The organism is Pantoea sp. EKM20T, assembly GCF_011800485.1.
Lineage (GTDB): Bacteria > Pseudomonadota > Gammaproteobacteria > Enterobacterales > Enterobacteriaceae > Pantoea > Pantoea agglomerans.
Genome location: NZ_JAALFW010000002.1, coordinates 211,325 through 234,509 on the forward strand (window position 1 = coordinate 211,325; position 23,185 = coordinate 234,509).

General features: G+C 52.0%; 31 protein-coding genes, 1 tRNA gene and 1 pseudogene. 13 read left to right on the top strand and 20 right to left on the bottom strand.

What is annotated here, in order from left to right:
* The first annotated feature begins 37 nt into the window (after nt 1–37).
* The 3 genes and pseudogenes from HFD94_RS23160 to HFD94_RS04035 all read left to right on the top strand — a co-directional run bounded on the left by HFD94_RS23160 (nt 38) and on the right by HFD94_RS04035 (nt 1,139).
* Entirely contained in the window at nt 38–271 is a 234-nt protein-coding gene (locus tag HFD94_RS23160; RefSeq protein ID WP_081000453.1) for a ribonuclease domain-containing protein, read from the top strand.
* A gap of 178 nt (nt 272–449) precedes the next feature.
* Nucleotides 450–545: pseudogene (locus HFD94_RS23165) on the top strand (hypothetical protein); the annotation flags it as partial.
* 342 nt (nt 546–887) lie between these two features.
* A complete protein-coding gene (locus HFD94_RS04035; protein ID WP_122888747.1) occupies nt 888–1,139 on the top strand; it encodes a barstar family protein in 252 nt (83 codons plus the stop codon).
* A 407-nt stretch (nt 1,140–1,546) separates the two neighbouring features.
* Here the strand turns inward: HFD94_RS04035 and HFD94_RS04040 are convergent, their stop codons facing one another.
* Both HFD94_RS04040 and HFD94_RS04045 read right to left on the bottom strand, forming a co-directional pair.
* Nucleotides 1,547–1,927, bottom strand: a complete 381-nt coding sequence (locus HFD94_RS04040; protein ID WP_010247730.1) for a YidB family protein — start codon at nt 1,925–1,927, stop codon at nt 1,547–1,549.
* A gap of 26 nt (nt 1,928–1,953) precedes the next feature.
* A complete protein-coding gene (locus HFD94_RS04045) occupies nt 1,954–2,214 on the bottom strand; it encodes a GlsB/YeaQ/YmgE family stress response membrane protein (RefSeq protein WP_122888748.1) in 261 nt (86 codons plus the stop codon).
* A gap of 157 nt (nt 2,215–2,371) precedes the next feature.
* On the opposite strand from HFD94_RS04045, the gene HFD94_RS04050 reads away from it, so the two are divergent.
* Nucleotides 2,372–2,629, top strand: a complete 258-nt coding sequence (locus HFD94_RS04050; protein WP_010247725.1) for a LysM peptidoglycan-binding domain-containing protein — start codon at nt 2,372–2,374, stop codon at nt 2,627–2,629.
* Between the two features lie 245 nt (nt 2,630–2,874).
* Here HFD94_RS04050 and HFD94_RS04055 read toward each other — a convergent pair.
* From HFD94_RS04055 to HFD94_RS04065, 3 genes are all read right to left on the bottom strand, one after another.
* A tRNA-Asn gene (locus tag HFD94_RS04055) sits at nt 2,875–2,950 on the bottom strand.
* Between the two features lie 103 nt (nt 2,951–3,053).
* Nucleotides 3,054–3,830, bottom strand: a complete 777-nt coding sequence (gene mtfA / locus HFD94_RS04060) for a DgsA anti-repressor MtfA (protein WP_171820333.1) — start codon at nt 3,828–3,830, stop codon at nt 3,054–3,056.
* A gap of 178 nt (nt 3,831–4,008) precedes the next feature.
* On the bottom strand, nt 4,009–4,686 hold the full coding sequence (locus HFD94_RS04065) for a hypothetical protein (protein ID WP_010247721.1): 678 nt from the start codon (nt 4,684–4,686) through the stop codon (nt 4,009–4,011).
* Between the two features lie 611 nt (nt 4,687–5,297).
* Between HFD94_RS04065 and HFD94_RS04070 the strand changes: the two genes are divergently transcribed.
* On the top strand, nt 5,298–6,002 hold the full coding sequence (locus HFD94_RS04070) for a phosphohydrolase (protein ID WP_167430273.1): 705 nt from the start codon (nt 5,298–5,300) through the stop codon (nt 6,000–6,002).
* A gap of 71 nt (nt 6,003–6,073) precedes the next feature.
* Nucleotides 6,074–6,355 (top strand): Arc family DNA-binding protein, encoded by a 282-nt coding sequence (locus HFD94_RS04075; RefSeq protein ID WP_010247717.1) that lies wholly within the window; start codon nt 6,074–6,076, stop codon nt 6,353–6,355.
* Nucleotides 6,356–6,712: 357 nt separating this feature from the next.
* On the opposite strand, the gene dcm is transcribed toward HFD94_RS04075, so the two are convergent.
* Nucleotides 6,713–8,089, bottom strand: coding sequence for a DNA (cytosine-5-)-methyltransferase (dcm, locus tag HFD94_RS04080; protein ID WP_167432778.1), 1,377 nt, complete (start codon nt 8,087–8,089; stop codon nt 6,713–6,715).
* Nucleotides 8,090–8,278: 189 nt separating this feature from the next.
* Here dcm and HFD94_RS04085 point away from each other — a divergent pair, with 189 nt between their 5' ends.
* The 5 genes from HFD94_RS04085 (at nt 8,279) to HFD94_RS04100 (ending at nt 10,559) form a co-directional block, all read left to right on the top strand.
* On the top strand, nt 8,279–8,758 hold the full coding sequence (locus tag HFD94_RS04085) for a very short patch repair endonuclease (protein ID WP_010247714.1): 480 nt from the start codon (nt 8,279–8,281) through the stop codon (nt 8,756–8,758).
* A 52-nt stretch (nt 8,759–8,810) separates the two neighbouring features.
* Entirely contained in the window at nt 8,811–9,086 is a 276-nt protein-coding gene (locus HFD94_RS04090; RefSeq protein ID WP_167432779.1) for a hypothetical protein, read from the top strand.
* A gap of 10 nt (nt 9,087–9,096) precedes the next feature.
* Nucleotides 9,097–10,008, top strand: coding sequence for a DUF808 domain-containing protein (locus HFD94_RS04095; RefSeq protein ID WP_010247708.1), 912 nt, complete (start codon nt 9,097–9,099; stop codon nt 10,006–10,008).
* 33 nt (nt 10,009–10,041) lie between these two features.
* Nucleotides 10,042–10,173, top strand: a complete 132-nt coding sequence (locus HFD94_RS23095; protein ID WP_003854444.1) for a hypothetical protein — start codon at nt 10,042–10,044, stop codon at nt 10,171–10,173.
* Between the two features lie 206 nt (nt 10,174–10,379).
* Entirely contained in the window at nt 10,380–10,559 is a 180-nt protein-coding gene (locus HFD94_RS04100; RefSeq protein WP_167432780.1) for a YodC family protein, read from the top strand.
* An 85-nt stretch (nt 10,560–10,644) separates the two neighbouring features.
* On the opposite strand, the gene HFD94_RS04105 is transcribed toward HFD94_RS04100, so the two are convergent.
* The 3 genes from HFD94_RS04105 to HFD94_RS04115 form a co-directional block, all read right to left on the bottom strand.
* On the bottom strand, nt 10,645–11,865 hold the full coding sequence (locus tag HFD94_RS04105) for a glycosyl transferase (RefSeq protein WP_010247700.1): 1,221 nt from the start codon (nt 11,863–11,865) through the stop codon (nt 10,645–10,647).
* A gap of 30 nt (nt 11,866–11,895) precedes the next feature.
* Nucleotides 11,896–12,687 carry a mannosyl-3-phosphoglycerate phosphatase-related protein gene (locus HFD94_RS04110; protein ID WP_159226519.1) on the bottom strand — a complete coding sequence of 264 codons (792 nt, stop codon included), beginning with the start codon at nt 12,685–12,687 and terminating at the stop codon, nt 11,896–11,898.
* Between the two features lie 352 nt (nt 12,688–13,039).
* Nucleotides 13,040–13,273, bottom strand: coding sequence for a DUF2525 domain-containing protein (locus tag HFD94_RS04115; RefSeq protein ID WP_010247694.1), 234 nt, complete (start codon nt 13,271–13,273; stop codon nt 13,040–13,042).
* 316 nt (nt 13,274–13,589) lie between these two features.
* Here HFD94_RS04115 and HFD94_RS04120 point away from each other — a divergent pair, with 316 nt between their 5' ends.
* Together HFD94_RS04120 and dsrB are read left to right on the top strand one after the other, a co-directional pair.
* Nucleotides 13,590–13,748, top strand: coding sequence for a YqaE/Pmp3 family membrane protein (locus HFD94_RS04120; protein ID WP_010247691.1), 159 nt, complete (start codon nt 13,590–13,592; stop codon nt 13,746–13,748).
* Between the two features lie 62 nt (nt 13,749–13,810).
* Nucleotides 13,811–14,005 carry a protein DsrB gene (gene dsrB, locus HFD94_RS04125; RefSeq protein WP_010247689.1) on the top strand — a complete coding sequence of 65 codons (195 nt, stop codon included), beginning with the start codon at nt 13,811–13,813 and terminating at the stop codon, nt 14,003–14,005.
* Nucleotides 14,006–14,111: 106 nt separating this feature from the next.
* On the opposite strand, the gene HFD94_RS04130 is transcribed toward dsrB, so the two are convergent.
* From HFD94_RS04130 to fliJ, 11 genes are all read right to left on the bottom strand, one after another.
* A complete protein-coding gene (locus HFD94_RS04130) occupies nt 14,112–15,818 on the bottom strand; it encodes a methyl-accepting chemotaxis protein (RefSeq protein WP_167432781.1) in 1,707 nt (568 codons plus the stop codon).
* Between the two features lie 141 nt (nt 15,819–15,959).
* Nucleotides 15,960–16,595, bottom strand: coding sequence for a transcriptional regulator RcsA (rcsA, locus tag HFD94_RS04135; RefSeq protein ID WP_010247685.1), 636 nt, complete (start codon nt 16,593–16,595; stop codon nt 15,960–15,962).
* Nucleotides 16,596–17,223: 628 nt separating this feature from the next.
* Nucleotides 17,224–18,009 (bottom strand): flagellar biosynthetic protein FliR, encoded by a 786-nt coding sequence (fliR, locus tag HFD94_RS04140; RefSeq protein ID WP_010247683.1) that lies wholly within the window; start codon nt 18,007–18,009, stop codon nt 17,224–17,226.
* Entirely contained in the window at nt 18,009–18,278 is a 270-nt protein-coding gene (fliQ, locus tag HFD94_RS04145) for a flagellar biosynthesis protein FliQ (RefSeq protein WP_003854466.1), read from the bottom strand. Before fliQ ends, fliR begins: the two co-directional genes overlap by 1 nt.
* A 26-nt stretch (nt 18,279–18,304) precedes the next feature.
* Nucleotides 18,305–19,036 carry a flagellar type III secretion system pore protein FliP gene (gene fliP, locus HFD94_RS04150; protein ID WP_010247675.1) on the bottom strand — a complete coding sequence of 244 codons (732 nt, stop codon included), beginning with the start codon at nt 19,034–19,036 and terminating at the stop codon, nt 18,305–18,307.
* Nucleotides 19,036–19,434, bottom strand: coding sequence for a flagellar biosynthetic protein FliO (gene fliO / locus HFD94_RS04155; protein WP_010247672.1), 399 nt, complete (start codon nt 19,432–19,434; stop codon nt 19,036–19,038). Before fliO ends, fliP begins: the two co-directional genes overlap by 1 nt.
* 11 nt (nt 19,435–19,445) lie before the next feature.
* On the bottom strand, nt 19,446–19,853 hold the full coding sequence (gene fliN / locus HFD94_RS04160) for a flagellar motor switch protein FliN (protein ID WP_010247669.1): 408 nt from the start codon (nt 19,851–19,853) through the stop codon (nt 19,446–19,448).
* Complete coding sequence (gene fliM / locus HFD94_RS04165) at nt 19,846–20,853, bottom strand: flagellar motor switch protein FliM (protein WP_003854473.1); 1,008 nt, start codon at nt 20,851–20,853, stop codon at nt 19,846–19,848. The genes fliN and fliM overlap by 8 nt, the downstream gene beginning before the upstream one ends.
* A gap of 4 nt (nt 20,854–20,857) precedes the next feature.
* Nucleotides 20,858–21,346 carry a flagellar basal body-associated protein FliL gene (gene fliL, locus HFD94_RS04170; RefSeq protein ID WP_039388789.1) on the bottom strand — a complete coding sequence of 163 codons (489 nt, stop codon included), beginning with the start codon at nt 21,344–21,346 and terminating at the stop codon, nt 20,858–20,860.
* Nucleotides 21,347–21,473: 127 nt separating this feature from the next.
* On the bottom strand, nt 21,474–22,742 hold the full coding sequence (locus tag HFD94_RS04175) for a flagellar hook-length control protein FliK (protein WP_167432782.1): 1,269 nt from the start codon (nt 22,740–22,742) through the stop codon (nt 21,474–21,476).
* Nucleotides 22,739–23,182, bottom strand: coding sequence for a flagellar export protein FliJ (fliJ, locus tag HFD94_RS04180; RefSeq protein WP_003854478.1), 444 nt, complete (start codon nt 23,180–23,182; stop codon nt 22,739–22,741). The genes HFD94_RS04175 and fliJ overlap by 4 nt, the downstream gene beginning before the upstream one ends.
* Nucleotides 23,183–23,185 lie beyond the last annotated feature (3 nt).

The window sequence follows — 23,185 nt, forward strand, 5'->3', positions numbered from 1 at the left end:
TTACTTAGGATTTTTATTTAAAACTACACCTGATTGAATTACTAGTGGCGGAAAGTATCCACTTAAAAATAATTTTTCAGTATTCATAAACTATCCTGATCGCACGACAGGAATATCTGGCTTGCCCAAGCAACCTAATGGATACTATAAAGAATATGTTCATCCAACTCCGGATATACCAAGGCCAGGACCTCAGCGAATCATCGTTGGGCAAAATGGTGAGGCTTATTATACGAATGATCATTATAAGACGTTCATAAAAATCAGGTGATGATGTGATGAGTGTATTTAAATTCTTCGATAAATCTGTATGTTATGAAGGTGGTAAGGCGTTTTTAGCTAGGTTGGATCCAGCCATCGCTGATACTGACGAGTTACTAAGATCACTTTATTAATTACTTTGGTTTCCAGGGTGTTTTGGTTTAAACTGGAACACCCGCTCTGATTGTTTACGAGATCTGGATTGGATTAGTCAAAATAAAGTAAGGATCGTGAACGAGTCAATACCAGACATTCCAGACTCTGATCTGCGTATATATACTTAGAGGTATTAAAAGATTCGTTCTTAGATTGGGTTGATGATGAGTGGCATCAACTAAAGGTTTTTTTTCATGAAAAAGATAAAGGTGAAATCGAAAGATTATTACCATCTTGTAACATTATTAACTCAATGTAAGATCCCGACTTATGACGGGATCTCTACTTGTAAGTTTTTAAAGCCCATCTTCCCGCCTCGGTGATCGGGCTATTCTTATTGCCTCTGTTATCCCAGAGCAAAGCAAGCAGGTACACGCTTGTTATATTCTAACGATGGGTTACTGTATATCACTACAGACCATTATAAAACGGCGACATCAATTGGGAAATGGAAGTAATAAGGGGGCTATATGTATCGCAATGTCATAATTGAAGGTGATGAAGTGGATTCAGAACGCGATTTCCATCGTGTAATAGCTAATGCTTTAGATTTTGGTGAGTATTATGGTAATAACACTGATGCTCTTTGGGATATGTTAAGCTCCGGTATGGCTTGCGGTGTGTGTATAAATTGGAAGAAATCTTCCGTTTCCCGAAAAAAATTGGGATCCACTTTTGAGGTTATTGTTTATCTATTTGAGAAAACTAAAGATAGGTACTAGGGCAAAGGGAGCGAAAAAGAATTTGAATTTACTCTCGAGTGAATTTCAAATTTTTTGATGAGGCTTTGATATCCTGGTGAAATGCTGCGCCTAAATATATGGGTGGCTGAATTGGCTAAGTTAATAATATATTTAGCGTTTCTGGCTGATAAAGCCCACAATAAATGACCAAAATGGTCATCAAGTCATTACACCCCGGATATCTCTGGCGCATATTGCTAATATGAATTTTCAGCCATCATGGTGATGCTTCATTTGTAAATTATTTAGTTACACATCCTTAACCAACTTAATATTAACAGCTCAAACCATTTGGCTAATTATTTCCTTACAATGCTGGTCAAAAATCTAAAAGATAAAAGCCCAATACTTAAGTAGCAGGCTTTTATCTTCCACTAGCATCATGCTTAGTGCATTAACTGACTCACCAGTCCGGTAAGATCAGCCTTTTTATCCACGACGCCCGCCGTTGACGCTTTATCCACCAGCTGCGGCAGATATTTCGCCAGCAGATTCAGTGCATCGCTGGTGTTGATGCCCATCCGCGCAGCCAACTGCTCAATCGCCTCAGAGTTAATCATCTTCTGCACCAGGTCGCTGCTCAGCGCAACGTTCTGCTCATCACCCAGCCAGGAGTTAACGACCTCACTGTACTCGCCGCTCTGCAGGTGACTCACGATAGTATGTAAACCGCCTTGCTGCTCAACCCACTCCAGCACACCTTTCACTTCCTGGCTGGTCTGATTATTCAGGCCGCACATGGCCAGTACTGTTTCCAGTAAACTCATTCTGTTATCCCCTTTAACGTAATCTATTAAGACTGTTTATACGCTCTGATTTTATGAATGACAAACAGCACAATAATTGAACCCACGGTGGCAATAGCAATGCTGTAAATATTGAAGCCATTGACCTTGCCAAAACCCAGAGCGGTACTGACTACACCGCCAATCAGCGCACCGATAATACCCAGAATAATGGTCATGAAAATGCCCATATGTTCTTTACCTGGCATAATACATCTGGCGATAATGCCGGCAAGTAATCCGAATACAACCCATGACAATATACCCATCATTAATATCCTCTGTTTTTATATTAATTACAGCAACGTTTAGCAGTGGTTTAATCCATGAATTAAAAGCGGGTGTATCGTACGCCGCGTAGTGTTTGTCTGGCAATCCTGTTTTCTTTATCAAACTAAACATATCAGAAACGATAGGGGAGTAAATATGAGCATTCTGGATAATATTAAAAATATAGGCGATGAGTTGTTACATGCTGTGGATAAAAATGTTGAAGATAAGTCTGTCACCGCCGCAGGGAGTAATCGTACATATACGGTTAAATCAGGCGACACGCTCAGCGCCATCGCCAAGCAGTTTTACAATGATGCATCCCAATACATGAAAATCTTTGAGGCGAATAAAAACCTTCTCAGCAGCCCGGATAAAATTGCACCGGGTCAGGTACTGACCATTCCTGAGTAATAATTCGTCACTAGTATGAGCCAGCCGGCGTAAATATTGCCCGGCTGGTTTTTCATTTAAAGCCATCTCGTCACAACACCATGACAGGGTTGCGCCAGACAGCCTGCGTTGATCCAGACTTAACGGTGGTCTCGGTAATAACAACCGCAGACGAGTTGAGATGAACAGTCAGACAGGAAGAGAATACTGGGATCGCTGAAAAGCAAAAAACCCGCTCAGGTTTCCCTGAGCGGGTTTTTCTAATCTGGCTCCTCTGACTGGACTCGAACCAGTGACATACGGATTAACAGTCCGCCGTTCTACCGACTGAACTACAGAGGAATCGTGTGAACGAGGCGAATATTAACGGCGTCGCTCTAAGGTGTCAACAGCAAAAAATACATTATCATTCAACTGGCTAGCTTTAACGCAAAGCGATCGTGATTTAAGCAGTTTGCGCAGTGTCAGCGGCGATTCTGGCCAGGGGATCCTGCTGGTAAAACTGGCGCAGATGCTGATACATGGCGGGAAAGCGTTCGGCCAGCAGAACCGGAGCCGTAAAGAAATATTCAGAGAGCACGGCAAAGCACTCAGCGGGATCGCTGGCGGCGTAGGGATCGATCGTGGCGGCCTGCTCACCCACCAGTTCAACTTCACTCTCAATCTCCGCCATCGCGGCACGCAAATCCTTCTCCCAGAGTGCGACGTCACGCAGCGACATGACCGGAATACCGCTGGTGTAACCGCTGCCGCGGGCATCCAGTTTGTGCGCAACCTCGTGGATCACCAGATTAAAGCCGGAGAGATCGAACGAGTCCTGAATATCGAGCCAGTTGAGGACTACCGGCCCCTGCGTCCAGCTCTGTCCGGCGTGAACCGCAGGCGCGCTGTGAACCAGCCCATCGTCATCCTGCCACTGATCGTCGACCTCGAACGGCTCGGGATAGATCAGCACATCGTGGAAACCGTCCAGCCACTCCAGGCCCAGTTTCAGCACCGGCAGGCAGAACAGCAGGGCGATCCGCACACTGCGCAGTTCATCCAGCTGAACACCGTCGAGCGGCACCAGTTTTTTCTGTTGCAGAAAGCGCTGCGCCAGCTCAACCAGCGCCTGCTGTTCAGCCTCATCCAACTGGCTGAATATCGGCTGCGCCAGCCCGTGCTGCCATGGCAGCGCGGCCAGGGTGGCGTCGTTATGCGTTTTCCAGGGCCATTTAAACATCGCAACTCCCGCACAGAACCGGACTATTTCGCTATCCTGACGCGGCAGACATAAAAATGCCAGCATCGAAACACCATGCTGGCACTGTTCATCTGGCGACAGGGCTAAGGGCCGTCTATTCAACCCGTTAGCACGGTCGTTGTCTGTGATTCAGCCCGCAAAGCGTGGGGCCGGGGCGTCAGTTGCGCTCAATACGATGAAACTCAATCACCCACACCCAGGGATTCACTTCCCAGCTGGTCGCACCATACTGTTTTTCCCAGGCTTTACGGTACGCCTCTTTGGGCGATTCAGAATTGACGTTCATGGTGAAGAAGTTGTTGAGGAAGTGCGAATCGGTCTGCACGCCTTCCGCCATAATGTCATCTTCACTGATGTCCTGAATTTTCTCGGCGCGCACGCCGGTAATCTCCAGATTGATGCGGCTGGCCCAGCGCGGCATATGAATGGCGGTTTGCCAGCCAAACTGTTCTGCTTCCGGCGTGCTCAGTGCATGCTGGCCCAGCTCGTTGCTGTCTGCACGATACTGGCAATATTCTGGCTGGCGGAAGGGCGTCGGGTCGCGTTCATAATCGGCCAGATACTGCTCGGGTACCATCGGGCCACGCCAGGTTTCACGCACCCAGAGCACGTCACCCGGTTTACCGTAAGGACACTGATAGCTGATGTCCGTCATCGACATCATTTTATAACCATGCAGATGATTAGCACTCACATCGAAAGCGTGTACGCCCTCGTGATGATCCTGTCCCGGACCGAAAGCCTGAGTTTTCATAATGCGCCGGGTTTGCGTTTGCTGGCCAACCAACAGGGCACGAACACGCTGTTCGGAAAAAAGAATCGGCCGTTCTTTCATGGATTACCTCTTTTTATTAGTAGAACCCGGTTACTGCTGTAAAAGTCCATTTGCTTCACATCTGAGAGTTATCATAAAAGCTTTAAATCATTTTGCTTAATAATTTGTAGGCTGACTGTCACTGTATAATTGTCACTTTAGTAGTTAAAAACCAGCAAAATGCAAAAAGCGCACCAAAGCTTATCACGCAACTGGCAAAAAGCGACGAATAGCCCGGATACAGTACGTTATAACCGTAAAAATAGGAACCTTTTCAGACTTTTTCACCTGTCATAACGTGCAGTTTTACACTTAATCGCGTGACAAAAAAACGCTGAGCATGAGGCAGGAAGTTGGTTAAGATCGAACCAAACATTACGCCTGTTAAACTAATTTTCTTAGCAGCAATTCACTGAGGAAAGACTGAAAACAGCCGAAATTGCGGTTATTGTGTAACAGAGATGCTATACAGATGATCCAGATCTCATTTTTCTGCCCGGAATTGCTGGCAGCGCTGCTCTTTTCAACTGCACTGTAAAAAAAGTGTCATTAGCCAGTCGCTATGATGGCTTGCCGTTTGCGCACTGATCGCGACAGAAAAACTGCTGTTGATCACTACAGGGAGATAGATTATGTCACTCACACTCTGGCAATCTCGCTATGAAAGCTGGTTTCAGGCGAACTGGATCCACGACGACGGCGCGCACGATATCGCCCATCTGCGGCGTGTCTGGATGAGCGCACAGCGAATAATGAACGGTACATCCGCTGATCCGCTGGTGGTGCTGACCGCCTGCTATTTTCACGATGTGGTAAACCTGCCGAAGAACCATCCGGAACGCCATCTCGCCTCAACCTATGCCGCGACGGAAACCCAGCGCATTCTGCAGCAGGATTTTCTCGATTTCCCGGCTGAAAAGATTGATGCCGTGATGCATGCCGTTAAAACCCACAGTTTCAGCGCCGGCATACCGCCTCAGACGCTGGAAGCTAAAATTGTACAGGATGCTGATCGGCTGGAGTCGCTGGGCGCGATCGGGCTGGCGCGGGTCTTCTATACCGCCGGTGCGCTGAATCGGCCATTATTCGACAGCCAGGACCCGCTGGGTAAAGAACGCGAACTGAATGATGTTAAGTGGACGCTGGATCATTTCCAGAAGAAGTTGTTGCGTCTGCCGGAAACCATGCACACCGAAACCGGCCGCATGCTGGCTGAACATAACGCCGATTTCCTGGTGCGCTATATGGCGAAGCTTTATGCCGAACTACAGGGCAATCTGGTGGGTATGGATGAGGGTGTGCTGCGGGACTTCACACCTTTACAAACCGAATATTAAATTTTTGTGACAGTGTATTAATCGAAACGGTCATCCGGTAGCTTGTAGCAATAACAAAAAGGAGCTGCCCGATGACTGAAACTGTTAATTTAACGATTAAAATTGATCCTGAGCTGAAAGAAACGATTAAACAGCTGGCGCTGGAAAATCAGATTTCGATGAGCCAGGAGATTGTGCAACGTTTGCAGGCCAGTCTGGAAACGCATCCACATCCGGCGATTGATAATCAGGACATCACAGAAGAGGGGACTGAGGGATCCAGTGCCGCTGACGTGAAGACCGATGCACTAAGTGCAACAGAGCTGAAGCAGATTCGGCTGCTGCTGAAGAAGCAGAGCAAGAAGAAGAAATAAAACAGAAACCCGTCGCCAGACGGGTTTTTACTTTTCAGGGTTTGCTGAAACCGGCTAAATCTGGCCGCAACTCAATACCTCAGCGCGCAGGGAATAGGGTCAGATAAGGAAAGCGTCCCGCGGCAGGGACAAAAACGACGGGAGCGTTTTTGAACAACGCAAAGCGTTGGCCCGGCTACGGGCGCACCTCAGGGATGAGGTGCGTAATTACGCGGGCCGAGCGGTCATGGATGACAGTTTTTGCGTCTTTCCGATCTGACCCTGTTCCCTGAGCAGGCTCGATCTCACCGCTAATCTGGCCAGGTTTTACAGGAACCTGAAACCCGTCGCCAGACGGGTTTTTTCATTTCACGGTGCTTACGACTTCAGCTGACGGATATGTGGCAGTAACAGCTGAGCCACCGCTGCAAACACAGGCACTACCACCGAGTTACCAAACTGCTTATAAGCCTGGGTATCCGAAACCGGAATGCGGAACGGCTCGCGGCCTGGCACATCAAAGCCCATCAGGCGGGCGCACTCTCGCGGGGAAAGGCGGCGTGGCCGACGCGCCATGTTATCGGCATCCTGAAACTCCGCTTCGCCCAGCGCACTGTCCCAGCCGCGATCGATCAGAATCTCTGAGCCATCTTTGTAGTAACGTGCTGACAGCGTACGCACGCAGCAGTCAGGATTACGCGGATCGTTGAGGCCAAAGCCAAAGCCATTGCCTTTGGCTTTATGTTTTTTCGCATACTGATAGAGGTAGCGCCACAGCACTGGTGACAGGATATATTTTTCGTCCGGCGAACTCTCCAGCAGGCTCTGCAGGCTGGGTACCTGCGCCGGGTAGAAACGGCGGATATCACGCAGCGTAAAATCCTGCTTTTTCAGGTCACGGCGAATACCCACCAGCACAATGCGTTCGCGATGCTGCGGCAGGAAGTGACGCGCATCGATCACTTTGGCATCCGGGCTGCTGGCACCCGCATCCGCAACGTCATACCCCAGTTCATCCAGCGTCTGCATGATAATGGCGAAGGTGCGGCCCTTGTCATGACTCTTGAGGTTTTTCACATTCTCCAGCACAAAGAACGGCGGCTTCTTGGCAGCCAGGATACGGGCCACATCGAAAAACAGCGTGCCCTGCACCTGACACTCAAAGCCATGTGCACGGCCCAGCGCATTTTTCTTGCTGACGCCCGCCAGCGAAAAGGGCTGGCAGGGAAAACCGGCCAGCAGCACCTGATGATCGGGGATTGCCGCATCAATCGCGCGGTATATCGCTTCATCGTCGGTCAGACCTTCCGGCTGGGTGACCTGACGGATATCCGTATTGAAGTGATGCTCAAGCGGATCGCTGTAGTGGTTGGCTTTGTAAGTGCGGACCGCCTCTTTATTCCATTCACTGGTGAATACGCATTTGCCACCGATTGCCTCGAACCCCTTACGAATGCCGCCAATACCGGCAAAAAGATCGATAAAACGAAATTCAGGATTATCATAATGGGCGGGACGGGACGGCAGCAGCCCCTGTAACAGCGACAGTTCCGCCTCACACAGCGGTGGCAGGGCGGTTTTACCCTGACGAATCCGGTTCAGGAGTGCCGGCGTCCAGCAGGAAAATCCTGCCTGCTGCAGGCGGGCCGTGAGATCACGAACCGAATAGATTGCCAGCACCTGCTGAAAGAGTTCAGACGCATCAGCAGATGAAAGTGCAGCAGAGAGTGGTTCAGCGAGGGCGGCGGGATGCATGCGTTTTTCCTTAACAGTAAGGTGCCTATGCTATCACTCCAGACGCTGTGAGGAAATTGCCTGGATGTGCCCTGTGTCAGCCCCCGGAATGTTCTGTTTTTGCGGCACACTGTGTGAAGTCGTCGGGCGGCGGCTTTCGCTTTTCGTGGCGCAGGCTAAAGTTGAAGTACCAGCAAAAAAGGAGAGGTTATGGCTGATGTTCACTCCAGCGAAATACGCAGCAAAAATATGCGTGCCATTCGCGCTCAGGATACGGCCATTGAGCAACGTATTGCGCTGCTGCTGAAAGATCGGGGATTCAGCTTTCGCGTGCAGGATAAAAACCTGCCGGGTCGGCCCGATTTCGTTCTGACAGAACATCAGGCAATTATTTTTGTTCATGGCTGCTTCTGGCATCGTCATCACTGCTATCTGTTTAAACTGCCGGCGACGCGCACAGAATTCTGGACCGGCAAAATTAACAGCAACGTTGAACGTGACCGGCGTTATGTGCGCCAGCTGCAGGAGAGCGGCTGGAAAGTGCTGATCATCTGGGAGTGTGCACTACGTGGCAAACTGCGCCTGACGGATCAGGACCTGCTGGAGCGGCTGGAGGAGTGGCTGCTGGCGATGCCGGAGAGTGCCGAAGTCGACCATCAGGGCATTCATCATTACAACGCCGATTGCTAATCACAGACATAATTGGTTAGATCTGCGCTTTCTCCGTGGCCAGGAGCCTGAAATGAGCAGCATAAAACTGACGATAAAACGCCTTTACCAGATTCGTGACGAGCGGATGGTGAATACCAAAGCGACCGCGCGGGTTTACTGCGGTGACAGGCTTGTCGCCACGGAGGAGATCACCGGCATGACCGAAAGCCCGGTCAGCAAATATCTGCATGCTGAAGGAGCAGCAGGCGAGACGGTGCGGGTAGAGTGGGATTGTGAGGGCATCGCCGAGATGACCGTTACGGAAATTGAGCGCTGCCCATGTTGTCAACATAACGAACCAGACTAAGGATAAGATTTTGGCGGGAACCAGTTTACTGACTTTACTTGATGATATTGCAACACTTCTGGACGATATTTCCGTCATGGGGAAAGTGGCGGCGAAAAAGACCGCTGGCGTACTGGGCGACGATCTGTCGCTGAATGCTCAGCAGGTCAGCGGCGTAAAAGCCAACCGTGAGCTGCCGGTAGTATGGGGCGTTGCCAAAGGATCGTTTCTTAACAAACTGATCCTGGTGCCACTGGCGCTGATTATCTCCGCGTTTGCGCCCTGGCTGATTACGCCGCTGCTGATGATTGGCGGTGCCTATCTCTGCTACGAAGGCGTGGAGAAGGTGATGCACAGTTTGCAGCATGACAAGCAGAGCAAATCACCGGAAGCGCGTCAGCAGCGACTCGATTCGCTGGCGAATCAGAATGCGGCAGAGTTTGAGAAGAAGAAGATCAAAGGCGCGGTGCGCACCGATTTCATTCTGTCAGCCGAAATTGTCGCGATTACCTTAGGCATCGTGTCGGAATCGCCGCTGCTCAACCAGGTGATTATCCTGGCGGGCATCGCAATTCTGGTTACGGTAGGCGTTTACGGCATCGTGGCGGCCATCGTCAAAATTGATGACTTCGGATTCTGGCTGCGTGAGAAACCGTCTCGCCTTGCGCAGGGTTTGGGTAGTGTGCTGCTGGCTGCCGCGCCCTGGCTGATGAAGATCCTCTCGGTGGTCGGCACCATCGCCATGTTCCTGGTCGGCGGCGGTATTGTGGTGCACGGTATCGCACCGCTGCATCATCTGATCGAGGAAGTCAGCAGTGGCTTCAGCGGCTGGATCGCTATGCTGCTCAGCAACGGCGCCAACCTGGTGCTCGGCTTTATCATTGGGTCGATCGTGCTGTTAGTGGTCAACCTTATTGCCAGAGTGCGCGGAAAATCGGTATAAAGCGCACTGTGATTTACGGTCAGGAGAATGACGATGAACGACGACATGTTTGAATTTGATATCGACGCACAACTGGAGCAGGCTGAAGCGAAAGCAGAGAAAAAAGCCAGCGAAGTGCCGGATGATCTCGGCGACGAAGCCGATTGCGAAGGCTGTAAAATCTGACGTCAGCGTCAATACTTCATCAAAGCGGATAAGTTTTTTTATCCGCTTTTTTTATTTTCCGCATATCCAGCTGATTAATTCCGAATTTGCCCTTTTTTTGCGTGCCTTAACAGGCAGGAACGTTATTCGCCTGCTATAAAGAAAATAATCACTCAGGTTAATAACACTCAGGTTAATAACACTCAGGTTAATAAAAGGAGCGCATCATGGTTTTCGCAATCAGTGAAGAAGTACAGCATAAGGAAGAGGGGCAGACGATGGTGGTGACCGGCTACGCGAGTGGCATGGTGGAGTGCCGCTGGTATGATGGCTATGCCGTGCGCAGCGAAGCCTTTCGCAGCGATGAGCTCTGCGCTTTGAATCCCGCGCAGCAACTGGCGTGCTGACAGCATCAGGCCTGTGGGTTCTGCGACCCGCCAGGCCCGGTTTCTGCTTTTTCTGGCCCGGCACGCTCCCTGTGCCGCCCTGTTTTCAGACGTTACCGTCGTTATCTTCTTCAACCGCCTGATAGATCCGCTGCAGCACATCCGGGAAGGCTGACTGGACGCGACTCCAGCTCGGTATAAACGGCTTATCGTTAGGACGCTCAATAAACGCCTGACCCGCTTCCAGAATCGACTGGGTAAACATCTCTACCGCTGCTTCTTCCACATGCTGATCAAATTTCAGCCCGTTCATCGCCGCCTCATGGTTATAGGTCTCCATCATATCCAGCGCATTACGGTAATAGGTCGCCTTCAGCACCCGGAACGAGTCGCTGGTCAGCGGCACACCCATGGTGGCGAGCTTACGCAGCAGTGACTGGACGATATCGCTGCTCATGCGCTTCAGGCCGCCGGTGCCGTCATCTTCAGCCAGCGGCTGATGTTTGTGATCGTAGTTATCGGCGATCTCAACCTGGCACGACTGGCGGGTGGTGTAGTTACGATAAATCTCTGACAGCACGCCAATCTCCAGCCCCCAGTCGCCGGGGATTTTAATCCCGTTCAGCACATGCGTCCGCATGGCGAACTCCCCGGAGAGCGGATAGCGGAAGCTCGACAGATATTCCAGGTATTCTGAATGGCCATAAACTTTCTGCAGCGATCGTAGCAGCGGCCCGACCAGCAGACGTCCCACGCGGCCATTAAGCTTGCCATCCGCGACGCGCGCGTAGAACCCCTTACAGAACTCATACTGAAACGCTGGGTTCGCCACCGGGTAGAGCAGGCGTGCCAGCATTCCGCGCTCATAGGTGACGATATCGCAGTCATGCAGTGCCACACAGCTGGTACGGTCTGACGCCAGCGTATAGCCAGTGCAGAACCAGACGTTGCGACCTTTGCCGGGATTAGTGGGTGATAAACCCTCTTTATCCAGCTCGGCATCAATCGCCTTCAGACGCGGGCCATCGTTCCACAGAATGCGATGCCGTTGCGGCAGACGGGAGAAAAACTCGCGGGCAAACAGGAACTGGTCGCGGTCGGCGCGATCCAGCCCAATCACAATTTCATCCAGATAGGGCACTTTAGCCAGCTCATCGACGATTTTCGTCAGCGCCGGGCCTTCAAGTTCGGAAAACAGCGATGGCAGGATCAGCCCCATTTTGCGTTTGCGGGCAAAGCGTACCATCTCTTTTTCCAGCGACTCCACGCTACGGTGGGTGAGGTTGTGAAAGTTGGTGATTACGCCATTCTGATAAAAGTCACTCATCGCATCATCCTTTTAATGCCCGTGGGCAGCTCATTGAGGTTGAGTCAAAAAATAGTCCAGCCCTTCACGCCAGCCCTCAGGGCCATGGTGAGCTGTGTGATAGATCTGCTGCTGATCGGATCGGCTGAGTGTCACCGGTGTTTTACTGTAGCCCTTAATTACGACCGCATAATCAACCGCATCCAGCATCGGCGCATCGTTAGGGCCGTCACCCAGTCCGATGGTCACGCGTGCCTCACCGGGTGAATGCGCCAGCAGCCAGCGCAGGGCTTCGCCTTTGCCGCTGCCCGCAGGCATCACATGCCAGAAACGCCCGCCCTGGGTCAGCGCCAGGCCCTGTGCACGCAACGCATCATGGAACTGCTCAAACGCCTCGTCACTGTCGCGCCAGACAATCACTTCTGACGCATCGCGCTGACGCGACAGTTCTGCATCCGCCTCACTCAGGCCGGTCATTGCGGCCACTTCCGGATCAGAGAAGTCATGAAAGCCGGTAAAACGGTACGCTGTTTTCAAGGCAGCCAGCCGCTGGCAGATAGCGTCATAGGTCAGGGTGTTATCGGGCAGGCGGATACGCTGCTGATCGTGCGTTTGCACCACGGCACCGTTTTCAGCAATAAACGGTGAACCACTGATGCCAAGCCTTTTTTGCAGCGGAATAATCTCGGCTGCCGTTTTACTGGAACAGATCACCAGCGGAACGGCGTACTGCTTTAACGTGGTGAGCCATTCGGTGGCCGCATCCCAGCGATAGGTATGATGGTCGAGTAACGAACCATCCAGATCGGTAATTATCATTAACGGCTGGTGGAGATCGGGCATTTACAGGCTCCTTTCATCACATTCGCGGCTAAAGCGGCGATTTTTCAATATTATAGTTGAATATGGCTCACACTTTTTTTCCTGCCACGCTGGCTGGAAATCCAGGATAATTCTTAAAACGAAACCGCAGTAAAAGTGAGTATGCAAGAAGTGTGCAGGGCTAAGTGACTGGCGGGCGCGGTGTTTTTGGTAACAGCCGCTCCATAATTACCCGATCGGTTGCAGAAACGTGCGTATCTGATGCTTGTTTCGGAGTCGGGAAAGGGTAATCTGCAGAGGTGTTAAGAATTCCCTGGTGTAACGAATTGAATTTTTACCCGGCCTTCCCGCCGGGTTTTTTTTGAAATCGATTTCAGCGGTTCGCTTCATAGGCGCGATAATCACAAATATCAATTTCAAACGCCTCCGCCAGTTCGCTATAGGAGTGGAAAACCCGGCCTTCTACTTCCAGCCGTGGCGTCTGATCCTGCTCCATATACTCCCGTACCTCTCCCGACGTTCTGGCCTGAATCGCCGCCAGTAAACCTTCGACATCAATCTGCAGATCGGATGGCTGAGCATCGCCGTGCTGTTTTTCGTCTGTCATTTTCTGACTCCTGAGAGCAAACAGAGTAATCAGTATAGAACGCAGGGCAGAAAGGCGGGAGCGAAGAGATCGCAGGCAAAAAAAAAGCCCGCGCTGCGCGGGCAAAATCCTTGTTACTTTCAGGTTGGCTGCACCTATGGGGTGGCGCAGTGAGAAGAGTTTAAAGGCCTGACGCGTAAGAAGTCTTGCGGTGAAATGTTAAGGAATTGCAAAAGTTTCTCCTTACTCAGATTTACCTGACTTTTCGACTAAACAGAGCAGATTCAGCTATAGTTAACGATAAAGCTGATTTTTATCAATACCTAAAGGAATGGTTATGGACATCTTACGAATTATTATCGCTATTCTGCTGCCACCACTGGGCGTGTTTATGCAGGTTGGTTTTGGCGGCGCCTTCTGGCTGAATATCCTGCTGACACTCTGTGGTTATATCCCCGGTATCATCCATGCCGTCTGGGTCATTGCCCGCCGCTAACGCGCTGCATCGCCACGGTTCTTCGTTTAGACTGTACTCAGTCAATAATCTGGAGAACCGAAATGAAGGTAAATGACCGCGTCAGCGTCAAAACCGATGGCGGCCCGCGTCGTGTTGGCACCATTCTGGCTATGGAGCCGTTTAATGAAGGCACCATGTTCCTGGTGGCGCTGGAAGATTATCCGCTGGGCATCTGGTTTTTTAACGAGACGCACCAGCCGGATGGCATTTTCGTCGAGCCTTACCAGGAAGCCTGAGCCTGACGCGCAATAAAAAGCCGCCTTTCCGTTTGCCGGAAAGGCGGCTTTTAGCTGTCGGAGATTACGCGGCTGACATCAGCCGCTGACGTTTACCGGTATGACTTCAGAAGGTTTCCCAGTTATCGCTGCCGCCTGCCAGCGCCGGACGGGGTGCCAGAGCCGGTGTCTTTAAGGGTGAAGAGACACGTGCAGCCACACCTGTGGTTGCAGGGGCATCCTGCAGGCGGAATGCCGCGACCGCCTGCGTCAGTTTACCCGCCTGATCTTCCAGCGAGGCCGCTGCGGCGGAGGCTTCTTCCACCAGCGAGGCGTTCTGCTGGGTGACGTTATCCATTTCGGTGACCGCCTGGCTCACCTGCTGAATACCACGGCTCTGCTCGTCTGACGCCGCCGCGATCTCCGACATAATATCGGTAACGCGTCGTACGGCTTCGACAATCTCACCCATGGTGCTACCGGCTGCGCCAACCTGATGCGAACCGTCATTGATCAGCGTGACGGACTCAGCAATCAGCGATTCAATCTCTTTCGCTGCCTGCGCACTGCGCTGGGCCAGATTACGCACTTCGCTGGCCACCACCGCAAAGCCACGACCCTGCTCACCGGCACGCGCCGCTTCTACTGCCGCATTCAGCGCCAGGATGTTGGTCTGAAACGCAATACTGTTAATGACGTTGGTGATCTCAGCGATTTTTTTCGAGCTGCCGGAAATATTGGTCATGGTTTTCACGACGCTGCTCACCAGCTCGCCACCGCTGCGCGCTTTGCCCGAGGCATCCGCGGCCAGCTGGCTGGCGTGATGCGCATTCTCGGCGTTCTGCTTCACCGTAGCGGTAAGCTGTTCCATGCTGGCTGCGGTCTGCTCCAGTGCCGCAGCCTGCTGCTCGGTGCGTGAAGAGAGATCGGTGTTGCCGGCTGAAATTTCGCTGGAGCCCTGATAAATCGCGACGGCGCCTTCACGCACCGTACCAACGGTGGTTACCAGCGCCTGCTGCATCAGTTGCAGGTTATGGATGAGCGTACCAATCTCGCTGCGGCCATGGGGCAGGGGAGCGGAGGTCAGATCACCCTGCGCAATGCGTTCGATACGCAGCACCGACTGACGCAGTGGACTAATCACCACGCGGCGCAGGAAGACAAAGGTCAACAGCACCAGCACCAGGGCGGCACTGAATGCTACGGCCATGGAGATAAAGCCGATGCGCGACTGTTGATCGGCCTGGGCGGTAATGGCATTGGCGCGATCAGTTCGGATCTTGATCGCCTTCAGCAACACCGCGTTATAGTCGTCATCCAGCTTGCGGGTTACATCGGTCTCCTGAGCGATGATGCCCTCAAAGCTGCCCTGTTTACCGGATTCAATCATCGGTATCAGGCCTTTGGTAATGTAATCGTTGAAGCGAGCCTGCAGCGTGGCATCCAGTTCCATATCCGCGGGCGTCTTAACTTCACGTGCCTGATAAATCGCGAAGCCATCTTTTGCCTGCTGGATCCGTTTTTCGGCGGCGGCAATATTGGCGCGAAACTCGTCCATTTCACCAATACGCGCGGCGGCACCGGCCTGAATAATGGTCAGGCGCGCAGTTCGCAGGTGGTTTGAACTGTTAGAGAGGCCCATACGAACCTGAATTTCGTCCGTGGCATCATCAAGGGAGTGATTGCCGGAAATCAGAAAGTAACTGGCGACACCAATACAGAGTGCGAACAGCAGCAAAATGCCGCCGAAGATCAGGCTAAACAGCGGCACCAGGCGGAGATTCTGCCAGATGCCTGCGCTTTTCTGTCCATTATTATCTCGTGCAGTGTTCATATCCTTGCTCTCTTGAGGCTGTTGTTATAAGGCATAACATCGGCAAAAGAGCGTAAAGGCTTAGCAGTAAGAGTGAGACCTGGATCGCAATTCCGGGCAAAAAAAAACCGGCCAGAGAGGCCGGTTCTTCAGATGTTATGATCAGCGGATATTAACGTAAATACCTGAAGTCACATTATCCGTTAAACGCACCACATGATAAATAACCTGCTTATTATGGGTTTTGATTTTGCGTTTAATATTACCTTTGTGTGACGATACCGTTTTGGCCTTAATTTGCATTTTATCTGAGATCTGGATGGTATCATGACCTGACATCCACATCTTCAGCATGTTTGACTCAGTCTGGCTCAGCGTTAATGGATGTACATCCATGCCCGAAGAGATACGCGCAGACTGGTTAAGCTTCTTCTGCAAATAGGTGCTGAGTAAGGAATCCAGGGTCGATGTCTTCATCGATTTTGATGTAATAATCAGGTTCTTACGAACGTAGAGATATTCCTCAAAATGGATATTGCTAATCGCCATGAATATAAAGAACAGCGTGTCAGGATGCTGCGTAATAATGCTACGGATACGTTCACTGGAATCGGATTCATGAATGAAGCAATCTTCATTAATAAAGACGACACCAGGGTTTAATTGCTCACATTTTTGCTGTAGTTGCTCAATATCGGAGACAGAAGAGATATTCTTCTTCTTAACTCCTTTTAAAGACATGTAGTCTGATAATCCCAGGCGTGTGTAGTTGCAGGAATCCATAATAATAGTTGGCATAATAGCGACCCTCACCAATTTGTTATCCGTTTAAATCAACGATGAATACGCGTTGCGGTACGAGAGAGATTTCTTAGGTACTTTTTTATTCTGCTCGTGCAGTTTGGCAACAGGCAAACGCCCGTAAAAGTCTTCATCCCTGACCCGTTCTGCAAAAAATTTGTGCTGCCATGACGTCACACATTCTCCGGCCATGGCGGGGAATGCCAGTGAAATGTCGGAGGTTAAGTAAGACTCATTTTTTTGGGAGCCAGGTCACTATCCTTGAAAACGCGGAGTTTTCTGATAGGACAATTCTCAAAAACATTTGTTTTACGAAAGTGTGATGTCTCAGCGTGCGTTGACAATGCCGGAAAAAACATTTTTTAACAAGAAAAATCACTTAAAGATTTTTTTCTTGTAAATTCAGTGTCTTGTCGATTTTGCCTGCACATTCACAGTCTGACCGCTCCTGTGAACCACCCCACTAAAATACGCGAAGCCCGGTTTAATAAGAATTATTTTCAGACTCTCCGCACGTTTATCAGAATTTCCTTAGTTGCATTCTGGAAAACATGGTTCGGAAAATGCACGGATGGTTTTGCGATACTTAAGTATCGTTATGCAAAGATAGTTAGAAACTTAATGTTCAGGGACGGGATAGTTCTGTCAGGAACACGGCGAGTAAATCAAATACTTCACCGAACAAATGCTCACAGAACGGGGCTAGCAGAGGCATCAGCAAGCTGATGGTTAAAATTCCGACTGATAAGGTAATCGGGAAGCCAATTGCGAAGATTGATAACTGTGGTGAAACACGGTTTAACAAACCCAGTACCAGATTTACCATGAGTAACAAAACGATTAAGGGCAGCGCTAACATCATGCCATTAAGGAAAATTAATCCGCCAGATTTCACCAGCGCCATAAACGCATTGGCATTTAGCGGCTGACCGCCAATCGGCAGCGTATGAAAACTGTCCGCCAGCAGCGAGATCAGCCACAGGTGTCCGTTAAAGGTCAGGAACAGCAACATCGCCAGCATGTCGAGAAAACGGGCCAGCACCGGCATATTAAGACGGCTGCCAGGATCGAAAAAGGTGGCGAACGAGATGCCCATCTGCAGACCAATCACTTCCCCGGCAAGGCGCACGGCAGCAAAAGCGAACTGCATGGTGAAGCCGAGTGCAATACCAATCAGCATCTGCTGAATCAGCAGCAGGAAGCCTTCAGGGGAAAACAGGGTGACATTGACCGCAGGTAACAGCGGCATCAGCAGCCAGGTGATCATTACCGCCAGACCGATTTTGACACGTTTGCTGACGGATCGTTCATTGAGGATCGGTGCGGTGGCGAATAGCGCCATGATGCGTACCAGAGGCCAGAAGAACTGGCTGACCCATTGAACCAGCTGGCTGCTGTCGAGAGTAATCATCAGCCGATGATGTAAGGCAGGTTGGTAAAGACGGTGCGGATATAGTCCAGCAGCAGATTCAGCATCCACGGGCCGGCAATGATACCGGTAGTGGCAACCGCCAGAATCTTAGGAATAAAGGATAAGGTCTGTTCGTTGACCTGGGTCGCGGCCTGGATCAGGCTGATCAGCAAACCGCTGACCAGTGCGGCCAGCAGCAGCGGGGCGGCCAGCATCAGGGCGACGCGCATCGCTTCCTGTCCCATTACCATTACTGATTCGGGTGTCATGTATTGCTCCGGTAAGAAAAGGGGGATCAGGAGTAGAAGCTTTGCGCCAGTGAACCGACCAGCAGTTGCCAGCCATCGACCAGAACAAACAGCATCAGTTTAAACGGCAGCGCGATGGACGCTGGCGGGACCATCATCATCCCCAGCGCCATCAGCACGCTGGCAACCACCAGGTCGATGATCAGGAACGGAATAAAGACGGTAAAGCCTATCTGGAAAGCCGTCTTCAGCTCGCTGGTAACATAGGCAGGCAGCAGAATACGCATTGGCACCGCTTCAGGACCGGCAATCGGGGCGGTATTCGCCAGACGGGCAAACAGGGCTAAATCCGCTTCACGGGTCTGACGCAGCATAAACTCGCGCAGCGGCTGGGCACCTTTATCAATCGCCACTTCCATGCTGATCTTGTCCTGGCTGAACGGCAGATAAGCATCCTGATAAATCTTGTCGAAGGTCGGCGCCATAATAAAGAAGGTCAGAAACAGCGACAGTCCGAGCAGCACCTGGTTAGGCGGCGCAGAGGGCGTGCCCAGGGCGTTACGCAGCAAACCAAACACAATGATGATACGGGTGAAGCTGGTCATCATCAGCAGCACGGCCGGAATAAAGGTCAGCGCAGTGATAAAGACCAGCGTCTGTACCGGCAGTGACCAGCTCTGACCGCCATTCGGCAGCGAGTGACTCACCAGACCCGGCAACTGGGCATGGGCAACCGGTGCCAGTAACAACAGTGGCAATAAAGGAAGCAGTCGACGCATCATTGTGGTTTTCCGGGACGTTTAACCAGGTTCTGTAACAGCTGACGAAAATCCTGTGGCGCACTGTTAACCGGCGTCACAGAGACCGGTTCACCCGGCGGCAAAGTATGCAGATGGGTAATCTGCTGTGCGGTGACGCCCAGCACCAGACGCGCATCAGCGGTATCGACAATCACCACCCGCTCGCGCTGGCCCACTGAGACGCTGGCTGTGAGTTTAAGCTCCTGGCCGCTGACCTTTTTCGGCGCGAAGCCGACACGGCGTGCCAGCCAGGCGCAGGCCAGAATCAATAAGATAATCACGGCTAACACGCTGCTGACCTGGGCCAGCATGGAGCCGGTCGAGATCGCCTGAGCGTGCGGTGCAGCCGGTTGCAGCGTTTGATTCTGGCTATTCATAATGTGACTCTTTAGCGACTCAGACGACGCATACGTTCAGATGGGGTGATGATGTCAGTGATGCGCACGCCATATTTGTCGTTTACCACCACCACTTCACCCTGAGCAATCAGGTAACCGTTGATCAGGATATCCAGCGGCTCACCCGCCAGGCCATCCAGTGCCACCACTGACCCCTGCGCCAGACGCAGCAGCTCTTTGATGGTCATTTTGGTGCGACCCAGTTCCACGGTGAGTTTCACCGGGATATCCATAATCAGATCGATATCCTGCAGCGATCCAGCGACGTTGCCGCTGTCGAATGATTTAAAGACTTCGTCGGTCTGCGGCGCACTGCCGCTGCCGACCTGCTCATTCATCGCTTCAGCCCACAGATCGTCCGCAGAGATATCGTCAGACGGTTTATTACTGTCAGTCATGGGGCTGTTCCTCGTTCAGCGAATTCAAAATCGGGTTAATCAGGTGTTCGACACGGAGCGCGTACTGACCATTCATCGTGCCATATTGGCTGGTTAAGACCGGGACGCTATCGACATGGGCGATAATGCGTTCCGGCTTCTCAATCGGCAGCACATCACCGGGTTTCAGCTGCAAAATCCGTGACAGACGCAGTGAGGTTTCGGCAAAGTGCGCGATCAGTTCCAGCTCAGAGTGCTGCACCTGTTTGACCAGGTTGTCGCGCCAGTGGTTATCTTCCTGACGTGAGTTTTCGAGCGGTGGGTTAACCAGCAACTCGCGCAGCGGTTCAATCATTGAAAACGGGATGCAGATATTAAACTCACCCACCAGGTTACCAATCTCCACCTGGAACGGCGTGTTAACCACGATGTCGTTCGGTGAAGTGGTAATGTTGGTGAACTTTACCTGCATCTCTGAACGTACATACTCGACGTCCAGTGGATAAATGGCCTTCCATGCGTCGCTGTAACCATCCAGCGCCAGCTTCAGCATGCGGCGAATAACGCGCTGCTCGGTATGGGTAAACTCACGGCCTTCGACTTTAGTCGGAAAACGTCCGTCGCCACCAAACAGGTTGTCGACAGCGATAAACACCAGGCTCGGTGAGAACACTACCAGCGCGGTGCCGCGCAGCGGCTTCAGGTGGATCAGGTTCAGGTTGGTTGGCACCGGCAGATTGCGTGCAAACTCGTGGTACGGCTGAATCTTGATCGCCCCGACGCTGATATCCGGGCTACGGCGCAGCAGGTTAAACAGCGCCATACGGAAACTACGGGCAAAACGCTCATTAATAATCTCCAGCGCCTGCAAACGCTCGCGAACCACACGGCGCTGGGTGTTCGGATCGTAAGGACGAATATCGCCTTCCGGTCCGTTTTGTTTCTTTTCTTCTTCCGCACTGCCGCTGTCGCCGTTTAAAAGGGCGTCAATTTCAGCCTGGGAGAGAATGCTATCGCCCATTGATTCACCTCAAAATGAAGGCAGTAAACAGCACATCGTTTACAGCCTGCGGAGGTTGACCTTTTACCAGCGGGGGTGTCAGCGCCTGTTTGATTTGTTCAACAAGCGCCTGCTTTCCTTGCTCTGTCGCCAGCGCCGCAGCGCTCTGACGCGAGAGCAGCAGCAGCAAACGGCTGCGCACCTCAGGCAGATAGTCGTTCATCCGACGCCGGGTGTCCTCATCGGGCAGACGCAGGGTAAAGCCTACGTAAAGCACGCGGTCAGGATCGTTGTCGGGATTGACCAGGTTAACCGTAAATGTATCAAGTGCAAAAAAGACCGGAGCGGGAGGCGGTTCAACTTTCGCCACCTCAGGCTTATCGCCCTCATGTTTGTTCATCATTCGCCAGACTGCATAGCCTGCCACGCTGCAAGCGGCCAGCGTCAAAATGAGCAGCACTGGTATTAAGAGTTTACGTTTGCTGCCTTTTTTTGCTTTCGCGTTATCAGACATGGTGCAGTTACTTCCTGTGAATTATGGGCAAGCCTCTCGGCTCACGAGACAGATTATCCGCGTCTTAAGTCAAACCAATGGGTAGAAAAGACGCGGGTTTTACGCTTACCTTCAGCGTTTGCCGCTGTCAGGCGAAAGTGTCGACGGCGCTGTTGCCGCTAACGCGAGCCTGAAGGGCGGCGGGAACGGCGATCGGCGTAATGTCGGTGTCACTGTCCTGGGTGAGGGAGAAGCGGCCATGCTGTCCATCGCGGCGCGCCTCCTGCTGCTGCTGGAATTGCTGGCCCTGCGCGGAACTGTCACTGCTCACCTGACTCTCGCCCAGGTTGATACCGCTCTCTGCCAGCGCGCTGCGCAGCTGCGGTATCGCGGCTTCCAGTGCTGCTCTGACGTGGCTATGGCTGGAAACCAGATTAATTTGTGCCTGGTCGTTATCCAGTTTCAGGCTGATCTGGATAGCGCCAAGGTCTTCCGGATGTAAACGCAATTCCGCGTTCTGCTGGCCGTTGCGACTGAACATCACAATCTGCTGACTCAGCGCCTGCTGCCACTCGTCGCTGCCCAGCTGTGAGTTCAGCATCGGCGTTGACGGTGTGCTGGTGGTCGCGGAGGCGGTCACCGGCGCAGGCAGGCTGCTGGCGGTGGCGATTGGCGTAGCATTTATCGCGTTATCGCTGATGCTGGCTTTAATCGCAGCCTGATCATCCTGCTTAACCATGTTGCTCAGCGCCTGCTGGAAACTGCTGTCGAGCGTCAGGCCGCTACTGGTCGCACTGTGCGCCGTGTTGTTACTCTGGCTGGCGGCAGTGGTGACGGCAGGTTTGCTCTGTACGTCGCTTCTGGCGTCAGACTTTTCATCTTCGCCCGGTGCGTGGCTCTGCTGCGCGCTGTTCAGCAGTTGCATCAGCGAGCTCTGGCTTTTCCGGCCGGTATCGGTCTGGGCGATCATCTCGCCCGCTTCACTGCTGACCGGGGTCGACGTGGTGGCTGTAACAGCCGCTACACCCGGTAACATGGCGAACAGCGCCTGCATATTCTGCATATCGCTGGCGCTTAAGGGTGCAACGTCCGGCTTGTCTTTATCATCGGCTGATTTTGACCCACCTTTAATATTTTCCGGCTTAAACAGAGCGGTCAGCGCAGCAGGATTTTCCAGTGCTGCCATCAGGGCATTCAGCGGGGCTTTCGGGCGGGCGTCATCGGCAATTTCTGCTTTGACGTCAGCGGATTGCGCCGCTTTTCCCTGCTGTTTAGCCAGGCCGAGTAACTGGTTTCCCAGTGCGGTCAGAAAGTCCTGCGGCAGGGCATCGGCACCCGCAGCAAGGTCAGTTGAGACTGAGGGTTCTGCGTCGGTTTTTACCGTCGCTTTCATAGCAATGTTTGGCAGCGTAATCATTCACCTCTCCTCGATGCGGCCCGTTGGGCAAATTCGTCCATCCGTTTCTGATCGAGACGGTTTTCCTGTCGTAATGCATTTTCCGCTGCGCGCGTAATCAGCGTCTGATAGGCGTTCAGCCGTTGCTGTTTGTCACGCCAGTTGATCAGCGCCTGTTCCAGCCGCTGATTCCAGTTATTAAGCTGGTTGCGGTGCTGCTCAATCGCTTTTTCCAGCGTCTGAATAAACTGGTGGTAGTTGGTCCAGCGGGTGCTGGCGATGCCCGACGACATGTCATCGTTGAGCTTGTTGCGATATTCGTCCTGATAGTCGAGCAGCATCGTCAGCTGCTCGTTCGCGGCATGCTGGCCGCGACGCATATCGCCTAAATAGATGGCAGCGCGTTCGAGATCCTGCTCCGCTAAGTCGCGCAGCGTATCGATGGCATTTGCAGTTTTCATTGC

Excerpts from the sequence above, each read along its gene's own strand:
- HFD94_RS23095 (WP_003854444.1), top strand. The coding sequence starts at position 10,042 with ATGAACGACGACATGTTTGAATTTGATATCGACGCACAACTGGAGCAG.
- HFD94_RS04085 (WP_010247714.1), top strand. The coding sequence starts at position 8,279 with ATGGCTGATGTTCACTCCAGCGAAATACGCAGCAAAAATATGCGTGCC.
- fliQ (WP_003854466.1), bottom strand. The coding sequence starts at position 18,278 with ATGACACCCGAATCAGTAATGGTAATGGGACAGGAAGCGATGCGCGTC.
- HFD94_RS04040 (WP_010247730.1), bottom strand. The coding sequence starts at position 1,927 with ATGAGTTTACTGGAAACAGTACTGGCCATGTGCGGCCTGAATAATCAG.
- HFD94_RS04100 (WP_167432780.1), top strand. The coding sequence starts at position 10,380 with ATGGTTTTCGCAATCAGTGAAGAAGTACAGCATAAGGAAGAGGGGCAG.
- fliL (WP_039388789.1), bottom strand. The coding sequence starts at position 21,346 with ATGTCTGATAACGCGAAAGCAAAAAAAGGCAGCAAACGTAAACTCTTA.
- HFD94_RS04075 (WP_010247717.1), top strand. The coding sequence starts at position 6,074 with ATGACTGAAACTGTTAATTTAACGATTAAAATTGATCCTGAGCTGAAA.
- HFD94_RS04050 (WP_010247725.1), top strand. The coding sequence starts at position 2,372 with ATGAGCATTCTGGATAATATTAAAAATATAGGCGATGAGTTGTTACAT.
- HFD94_RS04045 (WP_122888748.1), bottom strand. The coding sequence starts at position 2,214 with ATGGGTATATTGTCATGGGTTGTATTCGGATTACTTGCCGGCATTATC.
- fliP (WP_010247675.1), bottom strand. The coding sequence starts at position 19,036 with ATGCGTCGACTGCTTCCTTTATTGCCACTGTTGTTACTGGCACCGGTT.
- HFD94_RS04110 (WP_159226519.1), bottom strand. The coding sequence starts at position 12,687 with ATGCCCGATCTCCACCAGCCGTTAATGATAATTACCGATCTGGATGGT.
- HFD94_RS04130 (WP_167432781.1), bottom strand. The coding sequence starts at position 15,818 with ATGAACACTGCACGAGATAATAATGGACAGAAAAGCGCAGGCATCTGG.
- fliN (WP_010247669.1), bottom strand. The coding sequence starts at position 19,853 with ATGACTGACAGTAATAAACCGTCTGACGATATCTCTGCGGACGATCTG.
- HFD94_RS04105 (WP_010247700.1), bottom strand. The coding sequence starts at position 11,865 with ATGAGTGACTTTTATCAGAATGGCGTAATCACCAACTTTCACAACCTC.
- HFD94_RS04035 (WP_122888747.1), top strand. The coding sequence starts at position 888 with ATGTATCGCAATGTCATAATTGAAGGTGATGAAGTGGATTCAGAACGC.
- dsrB (WP_010247689.1), top strand. The coding sequence starts at position 13,811 with ATGAAGGTAAATGACCGCGTCAGCGTCAAAACCGATGGCGGCCCGCGT.
- HFD94_RS04120 (WP_010247691.1), top strand. The coding sequence starts at position 13,590 with ATGGACATCTTACGAATTATTATCGCTATTCTGCTGCCACCACTGGGC.
- fliM (WP_003854473.1), bottom strand. The coding sequence starts at position 20,853 with ATGGGCGATAGCATTCTCTCCCAGGCTGAAATTGACGCCCTTTTAAAC.
- mtfA (WP_171820333.1), bottom strand. The coding sequence starts at position 3,830 with ATGTTTAAATGGCCCTGGAAAACGCATAACGACGCCACCCTGGCCGCG.
- fliR (WP_010247683.1), bottom strand. The coding sequence starts at position 18,009 with ATGATTACTCTCGACAGCAGCCAGCTGGTTCAATGGGTCAGCCAGTTC.
- rcsA (WP_010247685.1), bottom strand. The coding sequence starts at position 16,595 with ATGCCAACTATTATTATGGATTCCTGCAACTACACACGCCTGGGATTA.
- HFD94_RS04070 (WP_167430273.1), top strand. The coding sequence starts at position 5,298 with ATGTCACTCACACTCTGGCAATCTCGCTATGAAAGCTGGTTTCAGGCG.
- dcm (WP_167432778.1), bottom strand. The coding sequence starts at position 8,089 with ATGCATCCCGCCGCCCTCGCTGAACCACTCTCTGCTGCACTTTCATCT.
- HFD94_RS04175 (WP_167432782.1), bottom strand. The coding sequence starts at position 22,742 with ATGATTACGCTGCCAAACATTGCTATGAAAGCGACGGTAAAAACCGAC.
- HFD94_RS04115 (WP_010247694.1), bottom strand. The coding sequence starts at position 13,273 with ATGACAGACGAAAAACAGCACGGCGATGCTCAGCCATCCGATCTGCAG.
- HFD94_RS04090 (WP_167432779.1), top strand. The coding sequence starts at position 8,811 with ATGAGCAGCATAAAACTGACGATAAAACGCCTTTACCAGATTCGTGAC.
- fliO (WP_010247672.1), bottom strand. The coding sequence starts at position 19,434 with ATGAATAGCCAGAATCAAACGCTGCAACCGGCTGCACCGCACGCTCAG.
- HFD94_RS04065 (WP_010247721.1), bottom strand. The coding sequence starts at position 4,686 with ATGAAAGAACGGCCGATTCTTTTTTCCGAACAGCGTGTTCGTGCCCTG.
- fliJ (WP_003854478.1), bottom strand. The coding sequence starts at position 23,182 with ATGAAAACTGCAAATGCCATCGATACGCTGCGCGACTTAGCGGAGCAG.